Raw genomic sequence first — 1,411 nt, forward strand, 5'->3', positions numbered from 1 at the left:
TTGTTGCGCTTTTTGTGCTGCTTCTGCTGCTTTTCCAGCTGCTGCTTGTGCTACTGCTTTTTGGTAGTTTCCTTCGGCTTCTGCTTGGCGTTGTGCTGCATAAAATCTTTCTGCTGCATCTCTATATTGTTGCTGTGATGGATTATTTACTAACCCTAAAGATCGCCCTAAATTCACAATTGATTCAGGCAATCCACCAAATAGATTATTTCCGAAATCTCCTAAAGCAAGTACCGAACCTTCAAATGCTGACTTATAATTTCCAGCTCTTAACTGAGTTGCTACATATGATCCATTTTTACTTAAAGCATTTGCAATTGATGAGCCAAACCATACACCCGTAGCAGTTTTCTGAATTGCGCTTGTACCAACTCTTTGATTAACAGTTGTATACATTTTGCCAGTTTCGCCGTACTTTCCCGTAACGGTTACAGTCTTGTTTTGACTTCCGTTGTATGTTCCACCGTCTTTGTTTACGGTCGGTTTGCCGTTGTTTTGTACGTCAACCTTCCAAACGCCTGTTTTTGGATCGTAGCCACGACGTTGCAAGGCTTGGTCACTCGGAAAGCCTGCGTTTTGATGTTGTCCCGGCGGCGGTAATCCTACTTCTGCCCATGCCTGCCCTACGACCAAGAGCGAGCCAAGACATACAGAAAGACGGCTAATGTTAGGGGCTTTACCATACCCAATAAAAACGCTGATTCGGGTGTCATTCTTCATTTCTTTCTCTCTGCCATAAAACCAGTTTCACAATAACGACAACGGCAAAGACGGCAATCATGGCATACATCATCTGTGTGCCGATTTGTTCGCCGAGACGGTAATATTTCATGCTGTCGCACTGCGGAAATTGAAGTTTTACGGTCTGTTCGTTATAAGTCCAAGTCTGTCCGTTAAAAACGGGGTGATGCAACACCCCGTCTTTGTCTATGGTCGGTACGACTTGAGTCATCACTTCGTTTGTTGCCTGCTCTGCCGTTTCATGACAGATTCTGCCGACCTGATAACCCATGTTGCACCTTATGCAGAGCGTTTCACTGCGGATTTGATAACACTAATGGAAACGGCGGCAACGGCCAAAGCAACGGCAACCGCGCCGACGGCAATAATGCCCGATTTCAATGAGCCCAATTCTGTTTTAGCGGCTTCGACCATGCCGTTATCTTCTGCGAATGCTAATACTGGCAATGCTGCAACGGTTACAAAAGCGGCTGCTTTTTGAAATTTGGTTTTAATACTCATGATATTTTCCTTTATGGAGTTAAAAAAATGGTTGTGGCGGTGTTTCGGGGTCAATTCAGGGAACACCGCCGAACCCCTGAAACTGGTTTATGCTTCGTCCGAATAGTAGATGTTGTCTTTAAATGCACGAGGAAACACTTGCATTGAGACGATTTGCTGCGGTTTGTAA

2 protein-coding genes and 1 pseudogene are annotated in these 1,411 nt (G+C 44.9%); all 3 read right to left on the reverse strand.

Translation table 11 applies throughout. The features are described from left to right. Positions 1–720: pseudogene (locus ACTHUR_RS11080) on the reverse strand (virulence factor TspB C-terminal domain-related protein); the annotation flags it as partial. Then, positions 710–1,012, reverse strand: coding sequence for a hypothetical protein (locus ACTHUR_RS11085; RefSeq protein WP_070459364.1), 303 nt, complete (start codon positions 1,010–1,012; stop codon positions 710–712). The gene ACTHUR_RS11085 and the pseudogene ACTHUR_RS11080, both read right to left, overlap by 11 nt. A gap of 8 nt (positions 1,013–1,020) precedes the next feature. Then, the gene (locus ACTHUR_RS11090) at positions 1,021–1,242 is read right to left on the reverse strand and encodes a hypothetical protein (RefSeq protein ID WP_070459361.1); all 222 of its coding nucleotides are present in this window, start codon (positions 1,240–1,242) and stop codon (positions 1,021–1,023) included. Between the last annotated feature and the right edge of the window lie 169 nt (positions 1,243–1,411).

The sequence above is a fragment of the Neisseria sp. P0021.S007 genome (assembly GCF_051956855.1).